This window comes from Bradyrhizobium sp. B097 (genome assembly GCF_038957035.1).
Classification (GTDB): Bacteria; Pseudomonadota; Alphaproteobacteria; order Rhizobiales; family Xanthobacteraceae; genus Bradyrhizobium.
In genome coordinates this window covers 1,552,439-1,571,561 of record NZ_CP152412.1, presented here as the reverse complement: position 1 = coordinate 1,571,561, position 19,123 = coordinate 1,552,439, and the positions used below count along the sequence as shown (strand labels likewise).

The 19,123-nt window shown below is 65.1% G+C and carries 20 protein-coding genes; 11 read left to right on the top strand and 9 right to left on the bottom strand.

Annotated elements, in window-relative coordinates:
- The first annotated feature begins 86 nt into the window (after positions 1–86).
- Positions 87–1,340 (top strand): OpgC domain-containing protein, encoded by a 1,254-nt coding sequence (locus tag AAFG07_RS07200; RefSeq protein ID WP_342726625.1) that lies wholly within the window; start codon positions 87–89, stop codon positions 1,338–1,340.
- A 141-nt stretch (positions 1,341–1,481) separates the two neighbouring features.
- Here the strand turns inward: AAFG07_RS07200 and AAFG07_RS07195 are convergent, their stop codons facing one another.
- Entirely contained in the window at positions 1,482–2,261 is a 780-nt protein-coding gene (locus tag AAFG07_RS07195) for an alpha/beta hydrolase (protein ID WP_342726624.1), read from the bottom strand.
- Between the two features lie 542 nt (positions 2,262–2,803).
- Between AAFG07_RS07195 and AAFG07_RS07190 the strand changes: the two genes are divergently transcribed.
- The 6 genes from AAFG07_RS07190 to AAFG07_RS07165 all read left to right on the top strand — a co-directional run bounded on the left by AAFG07_RS07190 (position 2,804) and on the right by AAFG07_RS07165 (position 8,402).
- Positions 2,804–3,079 (top strand): DUF1153 domain-containing protein, encoded by a 276-nt coding sequence (locus AAFG07_RS07190; RefSeq protein WP_002714638.1) that lies wholly within the window; start codon positions 2,804–2,806, stop codon positions 3,077–3,079.
- A 173-nt stretch (positions 3,080–3,252) separates the two neighbouring features.
- Complete coding sequence (gene fliF / locus AAFG07_RS07185) at positions 3,253–4,884, top strand: flagellar basal-body MS-ring/collar protein FliF (protein WP_342726623.1); 1,632 nt, start codon at positions 3,253–3,255, stop codon at positions 4,882–4,884.
- A 1-nt stretch (position 4,885) separates the two neighbouring features.
- Positions 4,886–5,971, top strand: a complete 1,086-nt coding sequence (gene fliG / locus AAFG07_RS07180; RefSeq protein WP_021077001.1) for a flagellar motor switch protein FliG — start codon at positions 4,886–4,888, stop codon at positions 5,969–5,971.
- Positions 5,971–6,594 carry a FliH/SctL family protein gene (locus AAFG07_RS07175; RefSeq protein WP_342726622.1) on the top strand — a complete coding sequence of 208 codons (624 nt, stop codon included), beginning with the start codon at positions 5,971–5,973 and terminating at the stop codon, positions 6,592–6,594. The genes fliG and AAFG07_RS07175 overlap by 1 nt, the downstream gene beginning before the upstream one ends.
- 18 nt (positions 6,595–6,612) lie before the next feature.
- Positions 6,613–6,963, top strand: a complete 351-nt coding sequence (fliN, locus tag AAFG07_RS07170) for a flagellar motor switch protein FliN (protein ID WP_021076999.1) — start codon at positions 6,613–6,615, stop codon at positions 6,961–6,963.
- A gap of 53 nt (positions 6,964–7,016) precedes the next feature.
- The gene (locus AAFG07_RS07165; protein ID WP_342726621.1) at positions 7,017–8,402 is read left to right on the top strand and encodes a sigma-54 dependent transcriptional regulator; all 1,386 of its coding nucleotides are present in this window, start codon (positions 7,017–7,019) and stop codon (positions 8,400–8,402) included.
- 41 nt (positions 8,403–8,443) lie between these two features.
- On the opposite strand, the gene AAFG07_RS07160 is transcribed toward AAFG07_RS07165, so the two are convergent.
- Positions 8,444–8,599 carry a hypothetical protein gene (locus AAFG07_RS07160; RefSeq protein WP_342726620.1) on the bottom strand — a complete coding sequence of 52 codons (156 nt, stop codon included), beginning with the start codon at positions 8,597–8,599 and terminating at the stop codon, positions 8,444–8,446.
- Positions 8,600–8,779: 180 nt separating this feature from the next.
- Here AAFG07_RS07160 and AAFG07_RS07155 point away from each other — a divergent pair, with 180 nt between their 5' ends.
- A complete protein-coding gene (locus tag AAFG07_RS07155) occupies positions 8,780–9,157 on the top strand; it encodes a hypothetical protein (RefSeq protein WP_342726619.1) in 378 nt (125 codons plus the stop codon).
- A gap of 24 nt (positions 9,158–9,181) precedes the next feature.
- On the opposite strand, the gene AAFG07_RS07150 is transcribed toward AAFG07_RS07155, so the two are convergent.
- From AAFG07_RS07150 to AAFG07_RS07120, 7 genes are all read right to left on the bottom strand, one after another.
- The gene (locus tag AAFG07_RS07150; protein WP_342726618.1) at positions 9,182–9,766 is read right to left on the bottom strand and encodes a flavin reductase family protein; all 585 of its coding nucleotides are present in this window, start codon (positions 9,764–9,766) and stop codon (positions 9,182–9,184) included.
- A gap of 7 nt (positions 9,767–9,773) precedes the next feature.
- Entirely contained in the window at positions 9,774–10,604 is an 831-nt protein-coding gene (locus AAFG07_RS07145; RefSeq protein ID WP_342726617.1) for an ATP-binding cassette domain-containing protein, read from the bottom strand.
- An 8-nt stretch (positions 10,605–10,612) separates the two neighbouring features.
- Positions 10,613–11,359, bottom strand: coding sequence for an ABC transporter permease subunit (locus AAFG07_RS07140; protein ID WP_342729074.1), 747 nt, complete (start codon positions 11,357–11,359; stop codon positions 10,613–10,615).
- A 158-nt stretch (positions 11,360–11,517) separates the two neighbouring features.
- The gene (ssuD, locus tag AAFG07_RS07135; protein ID WP_342726616.1) at positions 11,518–12,699 is read right to left on the bottom strand and encodes an FMNH2-dependent alkanesulfonate monooxygenase; all 1,182 of its coding nucleotides are present in this window, start codon (positions 12,697–12,699) and stop codon (positions 11,518–11,520) included.
- A complete protein-coding gene (locus tag AAFG07_RS07130; protein ID WP_342726615.1) occupies positions 12,681–13,634 on the bottom strand; it encodes a sulfonate ABC transporter substrate-binding protein in 954 nt (317 codons plus the stop codon). Before AAFG07_RS07130 ends, ssuD begins: the two co-directional genes overlap by 19 nt.
- 39 nt (positions 13,635–13,673) lie before the next feature.
- On the bottom strand, positions 13,674–14,624 hold the full coding sequence (locus AAFG07_RS07125; protein WP_342726614.1) for a sulfonate ABC transporter substrate-binding protein: 951 nt from the start codon (positions 14,622–14,624) through the stop codon (positions 13,674–13,676).
- 216 nt (positions 14,625–14,840) lie between these two features.
- Entirely contained in the window at positions 14,841–16,046 is a 1,206-nt protein-coding gene (locus AAFG07_RS07120) for an LLM class flavin-dependent oxidoreductase (protein ID WP_342726613.1), read from the bottom strand.
- A gap of 199 nt (positions 16,047–16,245) precedes the next feature.
- On the opposite strand from AAFG07_RS07120, the gene AAFG07_RS07115 reads away from it, so the two are divergent.
- The 3 genes from AAFG07_RS07115 (at position 16,246) to msrB (ending at position 18,985) form a co-directional block, all read left to right on the top strand.
- Positions 16,246–17,355 (top strand): ATP-dependent RecD-like DNA helicase, encoded by a 1,110-nt coding sequence (locus AAFG07_RS07115; RefSeq protein WP_342726612.1) that lies wholly within the window; start codon positions 16,246–16,248, stop codon positions 17,353–17,355.
- A gap of 384 nt (positions 17,356–17,739) precedes the next feature.
- On the top strand, positions 17,740–18,456 hold the full coding sequence (gene msrA / locus AAFG07_RS07110; protein WP_342726611.1) for a peptide-methionine (S)-S-oxide reductase MsrA: 717 nt from the start codon (positions 17,740–17,742) through the stop codon (positions 18,454–18,456).
- 115 nt (positions 18,457–18,571) lie between these two features.
- A complete protein-coding gene (msrB, locus tag AAFG07_RS07105) occupies positions 18,572–18,985 on the top strand; it encodes a peptide-methionine (R)-S-oxide reductase MsrB (RefSeq protein ID WP_342726610.1) in 414 nt (137 codons plus the stop codon).
- Positions 18,986–19,123 lie beyond the last annotated feature (138 nt).

The following is a 19,123-nucleotide window of genomic DNA, read 5'->3' as shown; positions in this document are numbered from 1 at the left end:
GTCCGGCACGCGCACGCCTTGGAGCATCCAAGCGTTCTATGGATTTGCGCCCGACGAGGCCGCGCGCACGCCAGACAGATCGACAGATGCATGATCGAACCCACACCTCGAAGCGATTGATCGGCGAAACTCCGCCGGAATTCAGATCGACCGGTCGCGACCCGCGCATCGACGTCTGTCGCGGGATCGCGTTATGGTGGATCTTTCTCGATCACGTTCCAAATAACGTCGGAAGCTGGCTGACGCTGCGCAACTACGGCTTCTGCGATGCCGCCGAAATATTCATGTTCATTTCGGGCGTGACGTGCGCGCTGGCCTACGGCAGAGCCCGTCAGCGTGACGGCTGGAGAGGCATGGTCAGCCGCTCGCTGTGGCGGGCATGGGATATCTATGCGGCCTTTCTCTTGCTCGCGCTCGCTTGCGCCGTGCTCGTCTACGTCGCGGGCAGCGATCATCTTGCCGATGACAGCAATACGCGCGTTTTGTTCGAACGTCCGGGCGCCGCGCTTGCGCACGCCGCGATCCTGCAATTCCGCCCTGTCAATACCGATGTCTTGCCGGTCTTTGTGATCTGCCACGTGTTGTTCGCACCATTGTTGTGGCTGCTGCTGCGCGCACCAAACGTGACGCTCGGCCTTTCGCTGTTGCTCTATGCGCCGGTGCACATCTTCGGCTGGCGCGTTCCCGCCTGGCCCGACGGCGTCTGGTTCTTCAACCCGCTGGCATGGCAGTTTCTGGTCGTGCTGGGCGCATGGTACGTCATCGAGGGGAAGACAATCCGGGATTGGATAACGTCGCGCCCCGCGCTGGTCCTTTCCACTCTCTTTCTCGCGACGAGCCTCGTCCTTGCCCTCGGCCAGCACATCAAGGCGCTGCCGCAGACCGTGACGGACCTACTGTTTCCATTGGACAAATCGAATCTGAGCCCGTTGCGGCTACTGCATTTCCTGGCTCTCGCGATCGTGGCGTCATGGCTTGTTCCCGCGGGTTGGCGAGGACTATCGACGCCGATGCTGCGTGGCGCGCGGTGGTGTGGCGAGAATTCGCTACCGATCTATTGCCTCGGCGTCCTCCTGGCGCTGGTCAGCCAGTTTGATCTGTTCAACATCTCGAACCGGCCTGCGATGCAGATCGCGCTCAGTCTCGGCGGCGTCTTGATGATGACCGCCGTCGCGGCGCTCCTGAACGCGCTCAGCACCAAGCGCAAGCCTGCGGTAGGCGCAGTTGATTGGAAAATGCCCGCAGCCGTTACAAATCGGAAAGTTGAGGATCGCGCACGCGGGACCGTTCTTGATGCACAGTTGAGAGCCGTCACCGCTCCGTCGACGTACTGCCCTTGATGAAATTTGGATCGTGCCGGACATCGGCTGTTTGCCAGGTTCGGGCGCACACGCATTCGCGATGCAACCATTCCGACCTCTCCCCGCACGCGGGGCGAGGCGGAACGGAGTTTGCTGCCGAAGCACGCTTGCCGCCGATGCTCACTCCGACCGGCCCGCGGCCTCGAGGATCAGCCGCGCAATCGGCTCGGGCTGCGAGATCAACGCAAGATGGCTGGCCTTCACCTCGATCGTGGTGGCGCCCATCCGCTTGGCCATGAAGCGTTCGAGATCCGGATTGATGGTGCGATCCTCGGCCGAGACGGCGTAGTAGCTCGGCTTGCTGCGCCAGGCCGCGTGGCTGGTCTTGCCCGCCAGCAATTGCTTGTGGAACGGCTGCTGCACGGCATAGAGCACTTTTGCTTTCGCTTCCGGGATGTCGCCGGCGAAATCGCGCAGGAACGCCTCCTCGCTCAGCCGGCCCTCGTCGCCATCGAACACGATGCCGGCGCTCGCGGGCGGCGTCGGATAAGTTTTGGCCAGCGCGGTGTAGTCCTCATCCGCATCGGGTGCGCGCGCGGCGACATAGACCAGCGCCGAAACATTCGGATGCACGCCGGCCTCGGTGACGATCATGCCGGAGAAGGAATGGCCGACCAGAACGGTTGGGCCATCCTGACGATCAAGCACACGCTGCGCCGATGCGACCGCTTCCGGCAGCGTGGTCAACGGATTTTGCACGGATGTCACATTGAGCCCCGCGGCCTGCAAGCGCGGAATGACCTCGGACCAGCACGAGCCGTCGGCGAACAGGCCGTGCACCAGCACGACGTTGCGCGCCTTCACCGGCGGCTGCGTTGCGGCGATGCCGCGCGAGGACACCAGCGAAGCTGCAGCGCCCGCAAGCAAGGCGGTCGAGAAGGTGCGTCTGTTCATCATCATGACAAGGGCTCGGATGGAGTGATTGGGGAAACGCGCCCACCTGCGGTGAGCGGACAACGACTCCTACGCAAGAGAGAGCGCGTCGTTACGGCGCTACGCTGTTGTCAAAGAGAAGTGATGACGGTCCGTCCGGCAATGTTTCGACACATGTCGTGACGCGGGCCGGATTGCGAAAGCGAGATTCAAATTGATCATCTCGCCCGGGGCCACCCCTCTCCCCACCCTCCCCCGCAAGGGGGGAGGGTGCCTGAGAAGTGTGCTCACCTCACGTTGAGCAACCCAATTGCATGTGAGGGACGCACCGGCGCGAGGGTTCCCTCCCCCCTTGCGGGGGAGGGCTAGGGAGAGGGGTACTGCTTGCTCCGCCGCCTGACGGAACGACAACCAAGCAGCTCTGTCGGCCGATCCGGCAGCCCGCCGGTCCGCTGTTCCCGGCCGTTCCAACGAGATTCGTATTGAACGCTTGGGCTTAGGCAAATTTTAAACCGGTGGGCGTAGGTTACCAATTGCGAGTTCAGTGGTTGAGAGTTTGTGAGTACGCCATGACAGAACCCCATCGCCCGAGGGTGAAATACGTCATCGGGCCTGACGGCAGCCCGTTAACGATTGCGGATTTGCCGGCCCCCGGTACCAAGCGGTGGGTCATCCGCCGCAAGGCCGAAGTCGTCGCTGCGGTCCGCGGCGGCCTGCTCTCCCTTGAGGAGGCTTGCAGCCGCTACACGTTGACCGTCGACGAGTTCCTTTCCTGGCAGTTCTCGATCGACCAGCATGGTCTGGCCGGGCTGCGCACCACACGTATCCAGCAGTACCGGCAGTAAGTTTCGCCTAAACCGTGGTATTTGACGAAAACCGGCCTCGCTTTGCGAAGCCGGTTTTTTTCATGTCCGCGTTTTTGCCGCGGTTCTTAACCTTCGTTAACCATATGGAAACCATACCCTAGGCAATATTTGCCCAGTCGGACCCGCGTGGGCCGAATCCCTGGGGGCCGTTGGTGCAAAGTCTGGTTGCTTTCTTCAGAGGTCTTGGTGCGGCCCGCCTCGCGGCCATGGTTGCGGTCACCGCGGCCCTGATCGGTTTCTTCGCGTTCGTCATCATGCGCGTCACCACGCCCCAGATGACCACCCTCTTCACCGACCTGTCGACCGAGGATTCCTCGGCCATTATCAAGGAACTGGAGCGCCAGGCGATCCCGTTCGAGCTGCGCAGCGACGGCGCCGCGATCATGGTGCCGAAAGACAAGGTGACGCGGCTCCGGATGAAGCTCGCCGAGGGCGGCATGCCCAAGGGCGGCGGCGTCGGCTACGAGATCTTCGACAAATCGGACGCGCTCGGCACCACGAGCTTCGTCCAGAACATCAATCATTTGAGGGCGCTGGAGGGCGAGCTCGCCCGCACCATCCGCGCCATCGACCGCGTCCAGGCCGCGCGCGTCCACCTCGTGCTGCCGGAAAAGCCGCTGTTCTCGCGCGAGACGCCGGAACCATCCGCCTCGATCGTGCTCAGGGTGCGTGGCGCGCTGGAACCGCAGCAGATCCGCGCGATCCGCCATGTCGTCGCCTCCGCCGTCAACGGACTGAAGCCGCAGCGGGTCTCGATCGTCGACGAGGCCGGCCAGTTGCTCGCCGACGGCGCCCAATCCGATGCCGATGCCGCGGTCGGCGACGAGCGCCGCGCCGCCTTCGAGAAGCGGATGCGCAAGCAGGTCGAGGACATCGTCTCCTCGGTGGTCGGCGCCGGCCGCGCCCGCGTCCAGCTCTCCGCCGACTTCGACTACAACAAGATCACCCAGACCTCGGACAAGTTCGACCCTGAGGGCCGCGTGCTGCGCTCGACCCAGACCCGCGAGGAATCGAGCCTCACCGCCGACAATTCCGGCCAGGTCACCGTCGCCAACGAGCTGCCGGGCAACCAGAACCAGGACAACGCCGCCCGCGCCCGCGACCAGAGCAAGAAGAGCGAGGAAACCAACAATTACGAGATTTCCCGCACCACCAAGACCGAGGTGACCGAGGCCGGCCGCGTCAACCGCATCTCGGTCGCGGTGCTGGTCGACGGCGCCTACGCCAAGAACGAAAAAGGCGAGATGGTCTACCAGGACCGCACCAAGGAGCAGCTCGACCGCATTGCCGCCCTGGTCCGCTCCGCGATCGGCTTCGACCAGAAGCGCGGCGACCAGGTCGAGGTCGTCAACCTCCGCTTCGCCGAGCCGCCGACCGCGCAGCCGATCGCGGAGCCGACCGGCCTGCTCGGCATGCTGCAGTTCACCAAGGATGACGTGATGTACGTCATCGAGCTCGGCGTCATGATGATGCTCGGCCTCGTCGTGCTGTTCATGGTGGTCCGTCCGCTGGTCAAGCGCATCGTGGCGGCCGACGTCATTCCGGCGCTGGGCGGCGGCGCGGGCCTGCCCGCGCTGGCCGAAGCCCATGCCGAGAGCGCCGGTGCGCCCGGCCAGGCGCTGATCCCGAGCGGCAGCGGCGCAGCGCAATTGATCGACGTCGCCCAGATCCAGGGCCAGGTCCACGCCCAGGCCGTGCACCGGGTCGGCGAGCTCGCCGAGCGCAATCCGAACGAAACCGTCTCCATCGTCCGACAATGGCTGAGCGAGCCGGTAGAGAACTGACATGGCCGCCGTACCCCAGACCACCAACGCCAACGACATCGCCACCGTCCTCTCGACGCTGGCGAACCGGCAGAGCGCCCGGCCCAAGGGCAAGCCGCTGCCCGGCCCGAAGCGCGCCGCGATCCTGATGCTCGCGCTCGGCGAGCAGTATGGCGGCAAGATCTGGTCGATGCTCGACGACGAGGAGGTCCGCGAGCTCTCGGTCCACATGTCGACGCTCGGCACCGTCGAGGCCGACGTGGTCGAGGACCTGATGCTGGAATTCGTCTCGCGGATGTCGGCCTCGGGCGCGCTGATGGGCAATTTCGACGCCACCGAACGGCTGCTGCAGCAATATCTGCCGGCCGAGCGCGTCACCGGCATCATGGACGAGATCCGCGGTCCCGCCGGGCGCAACATGTGGGAGAAGCTCTCCAACGTGCAGGAAGAGGTGCTCGCCAACTACCTCAAGAACGAATATCCGCAGACCATCGCCGTGGTGCTGTCGAAACTGAAGCCGGAGCACGCCGCGCGCGTGCTGGCGATCCTGCCCGAGGACATCGCGCTCGACGTGGTCGGCCGCATGCTGCGGATGGAGGCGGTGCAGAAGGAAGTCATCGAGCGCGTCGAGCAGACGCTGCGCACCGAGTTCATGTCGAACCTGTCGCAGACCCGCCGCCGCGACGCCCATGAGGTGATGGCCGAGATCTTCAACAATTTCGACCGCCAGACCGAGACCCGCTTCATCACCTCGCTGGAAGAGGAAAACCGCGAATCCGCCGAGCGCATCAAGGCGCTGATGTTCACCTTCGACGACCTGATCAAGCTCGATTCCGCCTCGGCCCAGACGCTGATGCGCAACATCGACAAGGACAAGCTGGGTGTCGCGCTGAAGAGCGCCAACGAGGAGGTGCGCAGCTTCTTCCTCGGCAACATGTCCTCGCGCGCCGGCAAGATGCTGATGGACGACATGGCCGCGATGGGCCCGGTGCGCCTGCGCGACGTCGACGAGGCCCAGGCGCTGCTGGTCAACCTCGCCAAGGACCTCGCCGCCCGCGGCGAGATCACCCTGACCAAGAACCGCGCCGACGACGAGCTGGTGTACTGATGGCCGCACCCGCAAAATTCCTGTTCGACACGGACTTCTCGGCGCCGGACCGTTCGCGCGAGCGCGCCCCGACCCCGGCCGAGGTCGCGCAGAAGGTCGCCGACGCCGAGGCGCGGGCCTATCGCGCCGGCTATGAGGCGGCGCTGCGCGAGGCCAAGGTCGAGAGCGATCGCCGCGCCGCGCAGGCGCTGGAAGAGATCGGCACCGCGATCAAGGGCATCGCCGCCCGCTTTGCCGGCATCGAGACGCGGATGGAGACCGAGGCCGTGGATGTCGCGGTCGCGGTCGCCCGCAAACTCTGCTCCGAACTGGTGGCACGCGAGCCGCTCGGCGAGATCACCGCGCTGGTCTCCGAATGCTTCTCGCATCTGGTCGCGACGCCGCATCTCGTGGTCCGCATCAATGACGCACTCTACGAGGCGGCGCAGGACAATATCGAGCGGGTGGCGGCGCATTCCGGCTTCCAGGGCCGGCTGGTCATCCTGGCCGAGCCCACGATTGCGACCGGCGACTGCCGAATCGAATGGGCCGACGGCGGCGTGGTGCTGGAGCGCGCCGCGATCGAAGGCAAGATCAACGAACTCGTCGGGCGCTATCTGGCGTCCCGCGGCCAGACCGGCTGAAGGATTGAGGGCTGAACCATGAGCGACACCGACACCCACGTCCCGCTTCCCGATCTCAACGCCGCGGACGCGCCCGGGATCGACGACATCGGCTACAACGAGGACGAAAATGCCGCGCGCATCGCCGCCGACCTCGAGGCCGTGTTCGACGTGCCGGTGCAGGTCTCGGCGGTGCTCGGCCGCTCCAAGATGGACGTCGGCGACCTCTTGAAGCTCGGACCGGGCACCGTGCTCGAGCTCGACCGCCGCGTCGGCGAGGCGATCGACATCTACGTCAACAACCGCCTGGTGGCGCGTGGTGAAGTGGTGCTGGTGGAAGACAAGCTCGGCGTGACCATGACAGAAATCATCAAGGCAGAACGCTCGTAACAACTTGACGGTAGCGCGCGGAACCTGCGCGACCAGACGAACAGGAGATCATCATGCGGCTTCTCATCGTTGGCACCCTGAAGGGCCAGCTCACGATCGCGACCAAGATCGCGATGGACAACGGCGCCTCGGTGACCCACGCCGAGGCCGCCGAGCAGGCGATGAACGTGCTGCGCAGCGGCAAGGGCGCCGACCTCCTGCTGGTTGATGTCGGCCTCGACATCCGCGACCTCGTGATGCGGCTCGAGGCCGAACACATCCACGTGCCGATCGTCGCCTGCGGCATCTCCAACGATGCCCGCGCCGCGGTCGCCGCGATCCACGCCGGCGCCAAGGAATACATCCCGCTGCCGCCGGACCCCGAGCTGATCGCAGCCGTGCTCGCCGCGGTCGCCAACGACGCGCGCGACCTGATTTATCGCGACGAGGCGATGGGCCGGGTGATCAGGCTCGCGCAGCAGATCGCGGGCTCGGACGCCTCCGTGATGATCACCGGCGAGTCCGGCACCGGCAAGGAGGTACTGGCGCGCTATGTCCACTCCCGCTCGGCCCGCGCCAAGCGGCCGTTCATCTCGATCAACTGCGCTGCGATCCCCGAGCACCTCTTGGAATCCGAGCTGTTCGGCCATGAGAAGGGCGCCTTCACCGGCGCGGTGGCGCGCCGCATCGGCAAGTTCGAGGAAGCGACCGGCGGCACGCTGCTGCTCGACGAAATCTCCGAGATGGATGTCCGCCTGCAGTCCAAGCTGCTGCGCGCGATCCAGGAGCGCGTGATCGACCGCGTCGGCGGCACCAAGCCGGTTCCGGTCGACATCCGCATCATCGCGACCTCGAACCGCAATCTGTCGGAGGCGGTACGCGAAGGCAGCTTCCGCGAGGACCTGCTGTTCCGCCTCAACGTCGTCAACCTGAAGATCCCGCCGCTGCGCGATCGTCCGGCCGACATCATCGAACTGGCGCAGCATTTCGCCAAGAAATATGCCGAAGCCAACGGCGTGGCGGTCCGCCCGATCTCGACCGAGGCCCGCCGCGTCCTGACTGCGAACCGCTGGCAGGGCAACGTCCGCGAGCTCGAGAACACCATCCATCGCTCGGTCCTGATGGCGCAGGGCGACGAAATCGGTGCCGACGCGATCCTGACCCCCGACGGCGACCGTCTCGACCTCGCCAAGACCGCGCCCGCGGTCGCGCATGCCACGCTGGCCGCCGAGCAGGTCACCCGCGCGCTGGTGGGCCGCACCGTCGCCGACGTCGAACGCGATTTGATCCTGGAAACGCTGAAGCACTGCCTCGGCAACCGCACCCATGCGGCCAACATCCTCGGCATCTCGATCCGCACGCTGCGCAACAAGCTGAACGAATATGCCGACGGCGGCATCCCGATCACCCCGGCCGGCAACGGCGCGCCCGATTATCAGCGCATGGCGAGCGCCGGCTGAGAAAGAGCAGCGGCGGGTGATCCCGCCGCGACGGCCGCGCCTCACGAATAGTTGGGCGCATCGGGCTTGCGAAAAATCCGGATCGGATCGCCGGGTGTGATGTCGCGGCCGGTGAAGGTCACATACGCATAGAGCGCAAGATACGCGACGGCGATTGCGCCGACGACATAGAACAGCCAGGCTCCCACGCGCTTCATCGAACCGTCACGTCTGCGAAACATCCGCGGCTTTTAGTGCGCTTGCCGGCAAAGCGCCACGGCCAACATGCCGCGCCGGCCCCGTTGACGTTCCCTTGCCATTCATCCCTTGAGTCTTGCGGCCAGTTGCCTTATTCAATCTCCTATTGCGCTTTTATATTTCGACAACTGGAGAGTGATATGGCCCTTTACGCGCAGACCGCCGGCACGTTGTCCACCAACTCCGGGACTTTCACGCCGATGCAAGGCCTCAGCCTGACGATCCCGGAGGGCGTCGGCACCACCGCGATCATCACCCTCAACGTTCCGAATCCCTACGCCACGGGCAACGACATTCCGGGCGGCAGTTTCGGCGTCACCGTCAATGGCAAGGTCTCGCCGGTGGTCGCGAGCTTCACCTATAACGAGACCCCGTCGAGCTTCGGCCGCATCCCGACCACGCTCGTCGTCGGCATCCCGCTGGGCAATACAGCTCAGACCATCCAGGCCGTATGGGCTGGCGTCCGCGGCAGCACCGTGATCATCGACAGCCCGGCGTCGCTGAGCGCAGTGTTCTGACGCCTGATCCGGACAAGCAGCGCGCTAGCGCACACCATGGACGTGACGCGACGGCAGGCTGACCTCGGCCAGCCTGGCGGCGCCTTCGTCGCGGTCGATCGCGACATATTCGCCGTGCCAATACGCCAGCGCGGCGGTGCGCTCCGATGCGATCACATCGAGCACGCGACCGATGACGATCGCGTGCGAATGCCGCTCGATGACCTCCTCGACCTCACAGTCGATCGCTGCCAGCGCTCCGACCAGCAACGGCACGCCCGAGGCGCGCGTCGTCCATTCGGCGCCCGTGAACCGGTCGGCGCCCTTGAGGCCGCCCTTGCCGGTGAAGCGCTCGGCGATGTCGAGCTGATCCGCGGTCAGGATGTTGACGCCGAACACGCCGTGGCGCGCGATCAGCGGCCACGACGAGGCGGCGCGGTTGATGCTGACGATCAGCGACGGCGGCTCGACCGACAGCGACGACACCGAGGTCACCGTCATGCCCGAAATATCCTTGCCCCGGCCGGCGGTGATGACGCTGACGCCGCCGGTGAGATGGCGCATCGCGCCACGGAATTCATCGGCCGCCACCGCGGGCTCGATCGAAACATTGCGGACGACGGAATTCATGGCGACCTCACAGATCGGATGTGTCTTCGCTGCCCTCGAGCAGGTGCTTCAGGATCTCGCCTTCCAGCGCGGCGAGCTCGGCCGAACCGCGCCGGCGCGGCCGCGGCAGGTCGATCGTGACATCCTCGGCGATCCGGCCGTCCTCGATGACCAGCACGCGGTCGGCAAGCGCGACCGCCTCGGCGACATCGTGTGTCACCAGGATCGCGGTAAAGCCCTGGTCGCGCCAGACCCGCTCCAGCAATTGCTGCATCGAAATGCGAGTCAGCGCATCGAGCGCGCCGAGCGGCTCGTCGAACGCCAGCACGCGCGGTTGGGAGACCAGCGCCCGCGCCAGCGCCACGCGCTGCCTCTGGCCGCCTGACAGCACCGCCGGCCATTGGTCGCGCTTGTCGCCGAGGCCAACCTCGACCAGCGCCCGCTCGGCGCGCGCCTGCGCGTCGGCCGACGAGCGCTCGCGCCCGAGCCCGACCTCGACATTGGACAGTACCCGCGCCCAGGGCAGCAGGCGCGGCTCCTGGAACATGACGCGGACGTCCTGCGCCCGGGGCTGTTCGCCGAAGGCAATGCTTCCCGCTGTCGGCGCGTCGAGCCCGGCGATCAGGCGCAGCAGCGTGCTCTTGCCGCAGCCGCTGCGGCCGACGATCGCGACGAACTGGCCGGCCGGGATGTGCAGGTCGATGCCGCGCAGCACCTCATTGTCGCCGAACGCCTTGCGCAAGCCGCGAATGCTCAGCGACAACCCGCGGGCCGCGCCTTCCGCCACCCGCCGCAAATGCCGCGCCTTCACGACGACCGGTTCGGCGTCGACGGGCTGGAAACGAAGCGCTTCTTGCATTCTCATTCTCACTTGTTCTGGAAGGCGGGGTGCCACGACAAAGTCAGTCGCTCCAGCGCCCGCGAGGCGCTGTCGGCGAGCTTGCCGAGCAAGGCGTAGATCAGGATCGAGAGCACGACCACGTCGATCAGCATGAACTCGCGCGCCTGCATCGCCATGTAGCCGAGGCCCGACGAGGCAGCGATGGTCTCGGCGACGATCAGCGTCAGCCACATGATGCCGAGCGCGAAGCGCAGCCCGACGAAGATCGAGGGCAGCGCGCCCGGGAAGATCACCCGGCGGAACAGTTCGCCGTCGGTCATGCCGTAGATGCGGCCCATCTCGATCAGCTGCGGATCGACGGTGCGGATGCCGTGCAGCGTGTTGAGATAGATCGGGAAGAACACGCCGAGCGCGACCAGGAACAGTTTTGCCGACTCGTCGATGCCGAACCACAGGATGACGAGCGGGATCAGCGCCAGATGCGGGATGTTGCGCACCATCTGCAGCGTGGTGTCGGTGAGCTTCGCCGACAGCTGCGACAGCCCGTTGGCGAGCCCGAACGCAAAGCCGATGCCGCCACCGATCACAAAGCCGATCGAGGCGCGCCAGAAGCTGACCCAGATGTTGCGGACCAGTTCACCTGACAGCAGCAGCTTCCACCCGGCCAGCGCGACATCGGTCGGCGCCGGCAGCACGCGCGAGGGCACGAAACCGGTGACGCAGGCAAGCTGCCAGATCAGCACGATCGCAAGCGGCACGATCCAGGGGATCAGGCCATCGACCTTTGGAAGTTTCGGGGCGCTGGAGCTGTTTCCGTTCCGATGGGATCGGAATGGAGCTCCAGATTTTTGTTCTGACGCGTTTTCTTCACGCGAACCGGCATCCACTTCGCTCGAAAACGCTTTGCGGCGCGGAAGACTGTCGATGAGACTCATGATTGCGATGCCTGCTTCTGCGGACGGTAGTCGTTGCCGATGGTCTCACCGAACGGTCCGGTGTTGACGCGGATCGGCGTCACGTTGCCGGGCTGCGCCAGCGACAGCAGCGGGAACACCAGCTCGGCGAACCGATAGGCTTCCTCGAGATGCGGATAGCCCGACATGATGAAGGTATCGACGCCGACGTCCTGATACTCCTTGATCCGCGCGGCGACGGTCTGGGGATCGCCGACCAGCGCGGTGCCGGCCCCGCCGCGCACCAGGCCGACGCCGGCCCAGAGGTTCGGGCTGATCTCGAGCTTGTCGCGCCGGCCGCCATGCAGCTGCGCCATGCGCTGCTGGCCGACCGAATCCATCCGCGCGAAGATCTTCTGCGCGGCAACGATAGTGTCGTCGGTGACGTACTGGATCAGCTCGTCGGCGGCCTTCCAGGCCTCCGCGTTGGTCTCGCGCACGATCACATGCAGGCGGATGCCGAACGACAGCTTGCGGCCGCGTTGGGCGGCAACGGCCTTCACCTTGGCAATCTTCTCGGCGACCTGCGCCGGCGGCTCGCCCCAGGTCAGATATTTGTCGACGGTGTCGACCGCGACGTCGATGCCGGCATCCGACGAGCCGCCGAAATACAGCGGCGGGCGCGGCGACTGCACGGGATTGAACAGCAGGCGGCCATCCTCGATCCGGATGTGCTTGCCTTCGACATTGACCGTCTTGCCTGCCAGCAGATCGCTGTAGACGTTGAGGAACTCGCGCGTCACCGCGTAGCGTTCATCGTGGTCGAGGAAGATGCCGTCGCCCTTGTTCTCGATCGGATCGCCGCCGGTGACGACGTTGATCAAGAGACGGCCGTTCGACAGCCGGTCCAAGGTCGCGGTCATGCGGGCGGCAACGCTCGGCGACTGCAGGCCGGGCCTGACCGCCACAAGATAGCGCAGGCGCTCGGTCCAGGGCGCGACGGCTGAGGCCACCACCCAGGAATCCTCGCAGCTCCGCCCAGTCGGCAGCAGCACGCCGTAATAGCCGAGCTGGTCCGCAGCCTGTGCGATCTGGCGCAGATAGTTGAAGTTCACCTCGCGGCCGCCGATCGACGTGCCGAGATAGCGGCTGTCGCCGTGGGTCGGCAGGAACCAGAGGATATTGGCGTTGGTTGGGGTGCTCACGTGCCCGGCCTCCATGCGACGTCGGAAATCTTGATTTGTTTGGGGATCAGGCCGAGCGTGAAGAACGTGTCGGCGACCTGTTGTTGATCCGCGATCACGGCGGCGGTGACCGGCTTGATGCCGTAGGCCTGCCGCTTCAGCGCGACCTCGACCACCGGCACCGACAGGCCGATGCTCGGCGCGAGCTGTTCGGCGACGGCGTGGATATCGCCCTTGGCCCAGTCATCGACCTCGCTCAACTGCGCCAGCACGAGCTCGACGATCTTCGGATCGGCCTGCAGGAACTTCTTCGAGGCGAAGTAGAACTGATAGTTGGCGACGATGCCGGTGCCGTCGGCGACGGTGCGCGCGCCGGTCGCGGCCTCCGCCGCGGCCTGGAACGGATCCCAGATCACCCAGGCATCGACCGCGCCGCGCTCGAACGCCGCGCGGGCATCGGCGGGCGCCAGGAACACCGGCTCGATCTCGGAATATTTGACGCCGGCTTTCTCCAACGCCTTCACCAGCAGATAGTGGACGTTGGAGCCCTTGTTCAGCGCGACCTTCTTGCCCCTGAGACCGGCGACCGACTTGATCGGGCTGTCCTTCGGCACCAGGATCGCCTCGCCTTTCGGCGCCGGCGGCTCGTAGGCGACATACTGGATCGGCGCACCGGCGGCCTGCGCGAAGATCGGCGGCGCCTCGCCAGTGTTGCCGAAATCGATCGCGCCGACATTGAGCGCTTCAAGCAGCGGCGGCCCGGACGGAAACTCGGTCCACACCACCTTGGTGCCGACCGATTTCAGCTTCTCCTCGAGCGAGCCCTTGCTCTTCAAGAGCACCAGCTTGCCGTATTTCTGATAGCCGATGCGGACGACTTTCTCCTGGCCGTAGGAAGCGCTGACGGTCGCCGCGACGATGCTGAGCGAGAGCACTGCGCGGGCAACCCAGCGTCGAAATAAACGCGTCATGGGAATGTCCTCTGCATATGAATTGACCAAACGCGCCGATCAGGTCTGGGTGTTGCGCCAGACGATGTCGCGAATCGCGATCTGCTTTGGGATCAGGCCGAGCTTGAAGAAGCGGTCGGCGACGCCCTGCTGGGTCGCAATGATGTCGTCGGTCACGGGGCCGACCGAGAAGCCGGCCCGCCTCGCCGCGATGGTCTGGATATCGAGCGGGACGCCGGTGACGGCGGCCAGCGATTTCGCGACGTCGTCTGGGTGCGCCTGCGCCCAGGCCGCGGTCGATGTCGTGACATCGACGATCTGCTGCAGCAGGGCGCCGTGCCTGTTCGCGAAGTCGCGGTTGGCGATGTAGAACGCGTTGGTCTTGGTGATATCGCTGCTCTTGACCAGAATGCGGCCGTTCTGCCTGGTCTCGGCGATCGCGAAATACGGATCCCAGATCGCCCAGGCGTCGATGCCGCCATTGGCAAAGGCAGGACCTGCGTCCGGCGGCGTCAGATAGACCGGCGTGATGTCGTCATAGGTCAGCCCGGCCTTTTCCAGCGTCTGGATCACGACGTTGTGGGCGCTGGATCCCTTCGTGAAGCCGACGCGCTTGCCCTTGAGATCGGCGATGCCTGTGATTGCCGAATTCTGCGGCACCAGGATGCCCGACCCATTGATGATGGGCTGCGCGGCGGCATAGACGATGGCCGCGCCCGCGGCTTGTGCGAAGATCGGCGGGGAATCGCCGACCGCGCCGTAATCGACGCTGCCGACATTCATCGCCTCCATCATCGGCGGGCCCGAGGAGAACTCGACCCATTTCACGCTGACGCCCTGCGGCTTGAAATGATTTTCCAAGGCCTCACGCTGGCGCGTGATAACGAGCACGCCGTTCTTCTGGTAGCCGATACGAATTTCCTTCGCGTCCGCCTGGGCCCGCGCACGCCCTGACAGTGCAGCAGCAGCGGCCGTGGCAAGCGACAGCTGGAGGAACTCACGACGCTTCATTCCAAGACTCTCCTGACGATCAAGCGCGCTTCTCAACACGCGATCATGCGATGTCAGGATGATGGGGCGCGCGAATGAAGCTGTCGAGCACCGCACAAAAATAGCGATGCCTGCACTTCGGTGCAGGCATCGCGCGTGCCGTTTCGTTCAAGGCGCAGGTCGCGCGTAGCGAATTATTTTCTTCACGCGATCGCGAGGTCGCTGCACAGGAATCGATCAACCTGCCGCGGCAGCTTTCGACCCGACATTGACCGCGAGTTTGCCGTAGCGGTCCGAGAACGCCTGGGTGTCGATCTCCTCGAGCTGGATCGAGCCGTCAAGCACGCCCTTCTTCCAGGCATCGTGCTCGGGATCGCGCTGGAACTCGGGCATCACTTCCTTGCCGAACAATTCGAGCGACTCGCAGATGTGCTCGTGGGTGTTCTTGCCGGCCTGGTTGAGCAGGATCACCTGGTCGATATGCGAGGCGCGGAAACGCCGCAACTTCTTGCGCAAGGTTTCCGGCGAGCCGATCAGGCCGCCGCGCAATGCGGCCTCCTGCGCCTCGGGATTCTCGCGCTTCCACTTGTTGTACTCGTCCCACATGTTGACGGTGCCGGGCGCCGGGCGCTGCCGGTTCTGCGCCTGGCCGTAATAGCGCAGCGCGAACTGGAAGAAGGTCGCGCCGTCGGCGCGCTTGCGCGCCTCTTCATCGGTCTCGGCGCACATGAAGAACGAGACCAGCGCCATGTTGGGATTGATCTCGTAGTCGGCGAGCTTGTTCAGCCGCTTGGTGATCGCGTTGTAATAGGCGTGCACCCAGGCATGCGCCGCCTCGGCGCTGACGAACTGGAAGCCGAGCGCGCCGAACCCGTTCTGTCCGGCGCGTTCGATCGTCGGCAATTGCGAGCACGCCATCCAGAGCGGCGGATGCGGCTTCTGCACCGGCTTCGGCACGACATTGCGCAGCGGGATATCGAAATACTTGCCGTGATGTTCGGTGCCGACCTTGGTGAACATCGGGAAGATCGCACTCACCGCCTCCTCGAACACCTCGCGCTTGGTCTCCATGTCGCGGCCGAACGGCGTCAGCTCGGTGATCGAGGCGCTCTCGCCCATACCGAACTCGCAGCGGCCGTTACTGAGCAGATCGAGCACCGCAACCCGCTCGGCGACGCGCGCGGGATGATTGGTGGTGAGCTGGAAGATGCCGTGGCCGAGCCGGATGTTCTTGGTGCGCTGGCTCGCGGCGGCCAGGAAGGATTCCGGCGCCGGCGAGTGCGAATATTCCTCGAGGAAGTGATGCTCGACGACCCAGGCGTAGTCGTAAGCGAGCCGGTCGGCGGTCTCCAATTGTGTCAGCGCGTTCTGGTAGAGCCGGAGCTCGTCGCCGTCGTTCCAGGGGCGCGGCAGTTGCAGCTCGTAAAAGATGCCGAATTTCATGGCGTCACTCCCAAGGTCCGTCCCCGACCGTTTGTTGTTTTTGGTCAGTCTAGTGACGGGACACACCAAGTCCAGCCTCGGGGGCGAAACTCCAATTCCGTGCAGCGGGAGACGGCTTGCTTGGGACGCATGAATGTTTAGCTTGTGCGGGTGTGAGTCGCGGCGCTATCGGTCGCGCGCTCATTCTTCCGAAAGCCACATGACCACCTTTACGCCGCACCAGGACTCCGCGCTGAAAGCCGTTGCCGACTGGCTGAAAGCCAAGCCCGGCCAGAACGGGACGCCGCCGGTATTCCGCCTGTTCGGCTATGCCGGAACCGGCAAGACCACGCTCGCCCAGCACATCGCCGAGGGCGTCGACGGCGAGGTGAAATTCGCGGCCTTCACCGGCAAGGCGGCGCTGGTGATGCGCAACAAGGGTTGCGACAGCGCCTCCACGATCCATTCCCTGATCTACCGCGCCCGCGAGTCCGGCGTCGAGCAGCCGAGTTTTGAGCTGTGGGACGACGCGCCCGCATCAAAAGCGAAGCTGATCGTGATCGACGAATGCTCGATGGTCGACGCCGAGCTCGGCCGCGACCTGATGTCGTTCGACTGCCCGCTGCTGGTGCTCGGCGACCCCGCGCAATTGCCGCCGATCCAGGGCGGCGGCTTCTTCACCGATGCCGAGCCGGACGCGATGCTGACCGAAGTGCACCGCCAGGCGCAGGACGATCCGATCGTGCGGATGTCGATGGATATCCGCGAGGGCCGCGAGCTCGAGATCGGCCGCCACGGCGAGAGCGAGGTGGTCTCGCGCAAGGAGCTCGATCCGGACCGCGTGATGAGCGCCGACCAGGTGCTGGTCGGCCGCAACAACACCCGCCGCGCCTACAACATGCGGATGCGGCAGCGGCTAAAGATCGAAGATCCTCTCCCCGTCGCCGGCGACAAGCTGGTCTGCCTGCGCAACAACCGCAAGAAGGCGCTGTTCAACGGCGGGCTGTGGCGGGTCAAGGCGCGCGCGCAGTCGAAGTCCAAGATCATCACCATGCGCGTGATGCCGGACGAGGATTTCGGCCACAAGGTCACCAAGGTGTCGGTGCGCGGCGAATGCTTCGACGGCGGCATCGAGGGCATTCCGTGGGAGCAGCGCAAGCCCTATGACGAGTTCGACTACGGATACATACTGACCGTCCATAAGTCGCAGGGCTCGCAATGGGACGACGTGGTGCTGTTCGACGAGAGCTTCGCGTTCCAGGACTCGCGCGCGCGGTGGCTCTATACGGGCATCACGCGCGCGGCGAAGCGGCTGAGCATCGTGGTGTGATCGTCCGCAGGCGCCGACGTCATCCCGACAGCAGGTGAGCTCGCAGGCGGCACCAACCTTCAGCGTCGTCCTGGCGAAAGCCAGGACCCATTACCCCGCCTGCTTGTTGTTGCGGGACGCTGGGGCCACGAACCCGCCTACAGTTACATTTGGTGGTTATGGGTCCTGGCTTCCGCCAGGACGACGGGCGTGGAGCGGCCGCGGGCAAAAATCCATCACCGTCATCCCTGAACCTCGCTGATTTCCCTCACGAAACCGTGTGGCCGGCGCCGTAACAAACCGCCCCTTCGCCCGTATTTTGAAGCGTCGGAGCAGCCCGGCCCGATTTGCCAATGCCGGCTCCCGCTCTAGACTGGCCCCCAATTGCGATCCCACGAGGAACCCATGCCCAAGAGCTCCCTCAGCCGCCTCTCGCTTTGCGCCGCCGCGATCGGCGCGCTGGCCGTTGCCGCTTTTGCCGTTGCGCCCTCGCTTGCCGCCGAGGACGCCGTGGTCATCCCGGCGCCGGCCGCGAGCGCGCCGGAAACCGGTATCAAGACCGCGGTGCTCGCCGGCGGCTGCTTCTGGGGTGTGCAGGGCGTGTTCCAGCACACCGCCGGCATCGTCAGCGCGGTGTCCGGCTACTCCGGCGGCAGCAAGGCGAATGCCGATTACGAGAAGGTGTCGACCGGCACGACCGGCCACGCCGAGTCCGTCGAAATCAAGTACGACCCGCAGAAGATCTCCTACGGCAAGATCCTGCAGATCTTCTTCTCCGTCGTGCACGACCCCACCCAGTTGAACCGCCAGGGCCCTGACTCCGGCACGCAATATCGCTCGGCGATCTTCACGACCAGCGACGAGCAGAAGAAGGTGGCGGACGCCTATATCGCCCAGCTCAACGCGGCCAAGGTCTACAACAAGCCGATCGTCACCAAGGTCGGCGCGCTGGAGGCGTTCTATCCGGCGGAGGGCTACCACCAGGACTATCTGACGCTGCACCCGAGCCAGCCCTATATTGCGTATAACGACATCCCGAAGGTCGAGAACCTGAAGAAGATCTTCGCGGAGAACTACATCGAGAAGCCGACGCTGGTGAGCAGCACCAAGGTCACCAACTGAGGCGACGCTTCCCGTCATTGCGAGCGAAGCGAAGCAATCCATGTCGCGGCAAGCGGAAAGATGGATTGCTTCGTCGCTTCGCTCCTCGCAATGACGATCAAACCAAGGAGGTTGAATGTCCGATACCAAAACCGACGGCAAGGTCCGCAAGAGCGAGGCCGAGTGGCGCAAGGAATTGACGCCGATGCAGTACGCCGTGCTGCGGGAGAAGGCGACCGAGCGGCCCTTCACCGGCGAATACGAGCATGATCCGCGCAAGGGCACCTATGTCTGCGCCGGCTGCGGGCAGCCGCTGTTCGAGTCCGACCAGAAGTTCGATTCCGGCTGCGGCTGGCCGAGCTTCTCCAAGCCCGCGGTCGAGAGCCATGTCGACGAGGAGCACGATGTGAGCCACGGCATGATCCGCACCGAGGTGCTGTGCTCGAAATGCGACGGCCATCTCGGCCATGTCTTCAACGACGGCCCTGGCCCGACCGGCCTGCGCTACTGCATCAACTCGGCGGCGCTGAAGCTCGACGAGAAGAAGTAACGGCTGCCAACTCCGCTCGTCATGCGCGGGCCTGACCCGCGCATCCATCGAAAGAGAGAGCGTTTCTCCGCGATGGATTGCCGGGTCAGGCCCAGCAATGACAATGGCGGGTCCGGCAAATATCCTGGCCTCACGTCG